Annotated in this window: 5 protein-coding genes; 2 read left to right on the top strand and 3 right to left on the bottom strand. The window is 45.4% G+C overall.

Translation table 11 applies throughout. The annotated features are described in order from the left end of the window. Window positions 1-24 precede the first annotated feature (24 nt). On the bottom strand, window positions 25-1,524 hold the full coding sequence (gene mqo / locus DI14_RS05485; protein WP_034806304.1) for a malate dehydrogenase (quinone): 1,500 nt from the start codon (window positions 1,522-1,524) through the stop codon (window positions 25-27). Between the two features lie 223 nt (window positions 1,525-1,747). Between mqo and DI14_RS05480 the strand changes: the two genes are divergently transcribed. Then, window positions 1,748-2,158, top strand: a complete 411-nt coding sequence (locus DI14_RS05480; protein WP_034806301.1) for a (deoxy)nucleoside triphosphate pyrophosphohydrolase — start codon at window positions 1,748-1,750, stop codon at window positions 2,156-2,158. Between the two features lie 22 nt (window positions 2,159-2,180). Here the strand turns inward: DI14_RS05480 and DI14_RS05475 are convergent, their stop codons facing one another. After that, entirely contained in the window at window positions 2,181-5,060 is a 2,880-nt protein-coding gene (locus DI14_RS05475) for a DUF3427 domain-containing protein (protein WP_034806298.1), read from the bottom strand. 111 nt (window positions 5,061-5,171) lie between these two features. On the opposite strand from DI14_RS05475, the gene DI14_RS05470 reads away from it, so the two are divergent. Further along, window positions 5,172-5,723 carry a histidine phosphatase family protein gene (locus DI14_RS05470; RefSeq protein WP_034806296.1) on the top strand — a complete coding sequence of 184 codons (552 nt, stop codon included), beginning with the start codon at window positions 5,172-5,174 and terminating at the stop codon, window positions 5,721-5,723. 46 nt (window positions 5,724-5,769) lie between these two features. Here the strand turns inward: DI14_RS05470 and DI14_RS05465 are convergent, their stop codons facing one another. Then, complete coding sequence (locus DI14_RS05465) at window positions 5,770-6,633, bottom strand: DegV family protein (RefSeq protein ID WP_034806293.1); 864 nt, start codon at window positions 6,631-6,633, stop codon at window positions 5,770-5,772. Between the last annotated feature and the right edge of the window lie 33 nt (window positions 6,634-6,666).

The raw sequence follows: 6,666 nt of genomic DNA, 5'->3' as shown, positions 1-6,666 counted from the left end.
TTTCGTATTCTCGCTTTTGCTCATTTAATTGTGGACGACGCCTTTCTCTTTCAAACCGAGCGCCATCGCCGTCGATTCGTGAATCGTCTTGAACAGCTCCGGATGCTCCGAGAGCGAGACGCCGTAAGACGGCACCATCTCTTTGATTTTCGGCTCCCATTCCGGCATACGTGTCGGGAAGCACTGTTCGAGCACTTTCAACATGACGTGAACGGCCGTCGACGCGCCCGGTGACGCGCCGAGGAGTGCCGCGACCGATCCGTCTTCGGCGCTGACGACTTCCGTGCCGAACTGTAGCGTCCCTTTGCCTTGTGGTGTGTCTTTAATGACTTGGACACGCTGTCCGGCGACGACGATCTCCCAGTCCTCGTTCTTCGCGGTCGGGATGAACTCGCGGAGCTCGTCCATTCGTTTGTTGTGCGACAAGAGCACCTGCTCGATCAAATATTTCGTGAGCGGCATCTCTTTCGCCCCAGCCGCGAGCATCGTCATGAGATTATACGGCTTGACCGATTGAATCAGGTCGAGGTTCGATCCCTTCTTCAAAAACTTCGGCGTGAAACCGGCGAACGGTCCAAACAACAGCTCTTTTTGATTGTTGATGTAACGCGTATCAAGGTGCGGTACCGACATCGGCGGTGCGCCGACCTTCGCCTTGCCGTATACTTTCGCGTGGTGTTGCTCGATGACGTCACGGTTCTTACAGACGAGGAACAAACCGCTCACCGGGAAGCCGCCGATATGCTTCGATTCCGGAATACCCGTCTTTTGAAGGAGGTGCAAGCTACCGCCGCCACCACCGATAAAGAGGAACGGGGCCGTATGTGTCTCGATCGTGTTCGACGCGATGTCCTTCACTTTCACTTCCCAGAGCCCGTTCGTGAGCCGCTTGACGTCCTCAACGCTATGCTTGTAGTTGACCTCGACACCTTGGTCCGTCAAATGATCGAACAGCATGCGCGTGAGCGCGCCGAAGTTGACGTCTGTCCCCGTATCGATTTTCGTCGCTGCGATCGGCTCGTCGACGGGACGTCCTTCCATGACGATCGGCATCCAGTCACGAAGCTGTTCCGGATCGTCCGATAAGACCATCCCTTCGAACAACGGATTATTTGTTAGCGCTTCCAAACGTTTTTTCAAGAAGCGGATATCTTTCTCGCCTTGCACCATGCTCATATGTGGAATCGAGCGGATGAAGTCTTCCGGTTGTTGAATCAGTCCTTTGTTGACGAGATGCGCCCAAAACTGACGCGAAATTTGGAACTGTTCATTGACGCTGATCGCTTTTGCGATGTCGAGCGTGCCGTCCGGCTTCTCGGTCGTATAGTTCAACTCGCAAAGGGCAGCGTGGCCCGTCCCGGCGTTGTTCCATTCATTCGAACTCTCTTCCCCTGCACTTTCGAGCTTCTCGAACACTTTGATTTCCCACTCCGGTATAAGCTCTTTAAAGAGCGACCCGAGCGTCGCGCTCATCACTCCTGCACCAATCAAAATGACGTCTGTTTTCTTTTGGACACTGCTCATGAAAACCCCATCCTTCTCCCCTGAATTTGTGCGGGAGACCGCCGTTTAAATCCCCATTCATCGGCAGTCCCGTTTATAATCGTTATACTGATTATAACGCTTTTGTGATGAATGATAAGAGTTAAGTACGGAATTCTTTAATTTGATTCCTACTTAATTCTACATGACGAATAGGAATGATATGATTGACGTAATTGAAGAATAAATAGAGTGGGGCGATTTGATGAAAAAGACGGTAAAAGTTGTGGCAGCGGTGATTGAAAATCAAAATAAAGAAATCCTTTGCGCCCTTCGCTCAACAAATATGTTGATCCCGAACATGTGGGAGTTTCCTGGTGGAAAAGTTGAAGACGGCGAAAATTTGCAAGAAGCACTTAAACGCGAGATTTTCGAAGAATTAGCATGTGAAATCAAAGCGCACGAAGTGATTAATGAACATGTACATGAATATGACACGTTCATCATTCAATTGATTTCATTGCGTGCCGAGTTGCAATCAGGAACGCCTGTTGCGACAGAACACGATGCGTTAATTTGGCTGAAACGTGAAAACTTGCATTCACTTGTTTGGGCTCCTGCTGACATCCCAGCGGTCAATGATGTCATCAACCAAAAAACGAAAGCCGAGACGTGAGTTTACACGTACTCGGCTTTCATTAATGTGTCTGTTCGTGTAAGTAGTCGTAGATTTGTTGATCAACACGTTCTTGGAGAAGTAGATTCATCGTAACAACAGACAATTCTTGTCTGTCTTGACTCATCATAGTCGTATCTCGTACGGATTCAAGATCCGGTGTAACTTCTCCTAAATAGTAGAAGTCTCCACCTTCATCGTCATCTTTTTTCACAAAAAGATGAATATCGATGTTTCTTTCCTTCGATTTTATAATCTTTTGTACTTCCTCCGATTTAGTTGTTCTTCTGCTTCGTGTGTACCAATGAAATACTTCAGGATTAATAAACGCATCGCCATAATTCACACTGGCCTCCACATCTTCGCCTTTATGGTAAGTTACAAAGATTGGACATGTTTGATGCTTAATCTTATAGCCATACATCGTTGACTGTTCTTCTTTGTCCCAATTTAGTAAGCGACAAGCGTCTTTCCTCGTGTATTTTTCAAGTCTCGTTAATGGTTTTGTCTGATCATATCGTTGACCTCTAGCTAAGGAAGCTGTTAACACATCATTAAACAGTTGAGTGAACCATTCATCTTTTAATAAAAACTGCATATGAGATGAAAATCTATACTCTTCATTTTCCCAAGAAATTAGGGAATGCCCTCCATATTTTAATTGATCCGCGTCTTTAAAAAAGTTTAGTGATAGTACGTTTTCTAAAGATTGAATGGTAGCTTTATCACTTCTTATTCCCTGCTCACGCAAGCGATAAATAAAGTCCTCTTTGCTTAAACTTTCTTGCTCCAACAGAAGTTCCATTAACAACACTTCATGTACTCGTTTTCCTGACAATAACTCTTGAGTCACCATCAACAGAACTTTTGAGTGCGCGGAAGAAAGGTCAGGAAGATCGTGCTCCACTATATTTAAAAAGGCACCGTAATGACCCTTCTTTGTTCCAATAACAATGGGATCCATTGAATAATGTGCCACAAAATCGCTTAACATCGGAGGTCGTCCTAAACGGTTTTTTAAATTGTGATAGGCTTCTTTTAAAACCTTTAAGTCAGTTAGTTTTGCTTGATTAATCGATTCGTAAATTCGTTCTTTTGCGATGGCTTCAAAGTTAATGGTCGACGTGCCAGAAATATAGCTACGATCAATTACTTTTCTCCGAATCGAATCTTTGTTTTGAGAGCGGTCTCCGGATAAAGCGATTGGAATCAAATAGTTATTTTTGTAGTTAGCGATGAAATCGATAACGGTCACGTATTGTTTTGAGCTGTGTTTTCTTAATCCTCGTCCTAGTTGTTGAATAAAAATAATGCTTGATTCTGTCTGTCGCAACATGACGACTTGATTAATGCTTGGAATATCAATTCCTTCGTTGAATATATCAACTGTTAAAATGTAATCTAGACGACCCTCTTCCAAATTAGTCACTTCAACTCGTCTCTTTTCTTGCGAATCATCCCCCGTTAAAGCACATGTCCGAAAACCTCGATGATTCAATTCCTCAGAAAGTCGTTTCGCTTCTCGTTTTGAACTACAGAACATCAAACCACATAAACGCTCTCCAGAAAAACCATAGTAATCAATCTTCTCGATAATTCGTTCTACACGTTCCTCTGACACGAGCTGAGTGAATACATCAAATTCAACTTGATTTCCACTCACTTCAAGATCTGTCACTCCAAAATAGTGAAACGGGCATAACATATCTTCTTCAAGCGCTTCTTGTAACCGAATCTCATATGCAATGTTGTAATTAAACAACTTAAATAAATCATATCCGTCTGAACGTTCAGGAGTTGCTGTCATTCCTAATAAAAATTGTGGTTTAAAATGTTCTATAATTCGTTGATATGTAACCGCTCCTGCTCGGTGACTCTCATCAATCAATACGTAGTCAAATGTGCCTCGGTCAAACTGATCTAATGTTTCTTGTTTAGAAATTGTTTGGATCGTTGCAAAGACATATCTAGCCCCCATTGCTCGACTCGAACCTGAAAGGATACCAAAATCAGCTTCATCCCCACCAATGACTCGATGAAAATCATTCTTTGCTTTTTGCAAAATCTGTTCGCGATGCACTACGAATAGCATTCGCTTCGGTCGATAACGACGAACGTCAAACGCGGCTAAATATGTTTTTCCGGTGCCCGTCGCTGATACGACAAGCGCTCTTGTATTTCCGTGCGCACGAACGGCCTCAATTCCACTTAAAGCTGCTAGTTGCATCGAATTCGGTTCTACTTGTAATGCTTCTTTTAATCGATTTACTCCATACGAGTCTGGAAACTCAGCTACACGTTCTCCAAAGACTGGACGATACGAACGTTCGTAAGCTGAAATCCATTCAAGTGTCAACGGAACTGAAACATTCCACATTTCTTCAAACTGATCGAGGAAGTGCCCGACAATTTCTCCATTCTCGTGAGAGGTCAACTTCAGATTCCACTCGTAATTTGTCTTTAACGCTCCAGACGTCAAATTAGAACTTCCAACAATTAATGAGTAGTACTCTTCGTGTTGAAAAATGTATCCCTTAGAGTGGAAGGCCTCAACTTTTGAAATGCGGATATCTACATTTTTCAGTTTTAATAGTTCTTTAAAGACTTTAGGTTGATTGAAGTATTGGTACGTTGAAGTCATGATTTTTCCACGGATACCTTTGTCATGTAAGTCGGAAAGCGTAGATTTTAACGTAGCTAAGCCAGCTTCCGTAATAAATGCAACCGAGATTAAGAATGATTGACATCCTTTCAATTCGTCTAGAAGTGAAGTAAGTACATCTTGTCGCTTATGTTTTTCATTCATTAAAAGTTCAGGTTTAAAGGGACTCACATGATGATGATGCTTATCAATAAATCCCTTTTCTAACGAATTTTTAAGTTGTTCTGTGAAATGGGTCATACATACCTCCAACATGATTTATACTAAATTCAAATAATTTCAATACCAAGATTTTATTTTACATATATTTCATTATTATCTTCTGCATAAAAATGATCAAGGAGGAACTTCATGTCTACAATCTATCTCATCCGCCATTGCTCCGCCACCGGCCAAGCACCGGACGCCCCCCTCACCGAGGCCGGTGACCGACAAGCGCTCGCCCTCGCTGACTTCTTTCAAAACATTCCCATCAATCGCATCATCTCGAGCGACTACACGCGAGCCATCGCTTCGATCGCACCGCTCGCCGTATCCAAGCAACTGACCATCGAGACGGAGCCGAAGTTGCGGGAACGCATCCTCTCGCTTGAGCCGCGTGACGATTGGTTTGACTTGCTCCGTCACTCGTTCGAGGATGCCTCATTCGCCTTACCCGGTGCCGAGTCAGGTCAAGATGCGACGGAGCGGATTTTGAGTGTCATCGATTCACTCGACGACGTAAACGGCACGACCGTCCTCGTGACGCATGGCAATCTGCTCGCGCTCCTCCTCCAACATGTGGATAACCGCTTCGACTTCGACACGTGGCACACGCTCAGCAATCCTGACGTCTATTTTCTAAAAATTGTGGATAACTCTTGGGCGGTCGAACGCGTCTGGTCCGTCCGTAGCTGTGGATAACGTTATCCACAGAAAAAGCCGCCTCGACTGAGACGGCTTGCGTATCTTACTTTTCCACGAAGAACATCGAGATGGCGCCGAGCCCGACGTGCGTCCCGACCGAGACACCCATCTGCATGAGGTAAATCTCCCCATCAAAGTCTGTCTCCGCCTCGATTTTCGCTTTCAAATTCTCGGCAATCTTCTGATCTGACGTATAGCCGATGATGATGAAATTCGTGATGTCGCGATCACAACGTTTCACGAACTGTTCGGTGTAATGCTTGAGCACTTTGCGCGTGCCGCGTTCTTTGGCGACGACGGCACCTTTGCCGTCCTTCATGCTCATAATCGGCTTGACCATGAGCAGCTTGCCGATGATGGCGCCCGCGTTCGAGATGCGACCGCTCTTAATCAAGTGATCTAAGTCGTCGACCGACAAGAAGTGCTTCACTTTCATCTTATATGCTTCATTGAACGCCACGAGCTCTTCGAACGTGGCCCCTGCTTCGCGCATTTGGGCACTCTTCATCAAGAGCCAACCGCTCCCGTGGCTCATCGAACGGGAGTCGACGATATGAATCTTCACCGGTGAGTCCGGATGAGCCTCCTCGAAATACTCTTTCCCGAGCACGGCCGATTGATACGATCCGCTCGTTCCGCTCGACATACAGATGCACAAAATCTCATCGTGTCCCGCCTCGACGGCGTCTTCCATCAATTTCATGAACGTGGCCGGACTCGGCATCGCCGTCGTCGGGAACTCCGGTAGCGCTTCCAACATTCCGTAAAACTCATCGGGCTGGATGTCGACGCGGTCCTCGTACGATTTGTTCTCAATCGTCACGATGAGCGGGGCGACCCCAATCTCGTATTTCGCTAAAATCTCATCTGATAAATCGCATGTTGAGTCTGCTAGTAGTTTAATCATAGTACCTCCAAAAATCTTTCCTCAGTGACGGGA

The organism is Exiguobacterium sp. AB2 (assembly GCF_000696055.1).
Taxonomy (GTDB): Bacteria; Bacillota; Bacilli; order Exiguobacteriales; family Exiguobacteriaceae; genus Exiguobacterium; species Exiguobacterium alkaliphilum.
The sequence above is the reverse complement of the archived record's forward strand: the minus strand, read 5'-3'. Positions and strand labels throughout refer to the sequence as shown.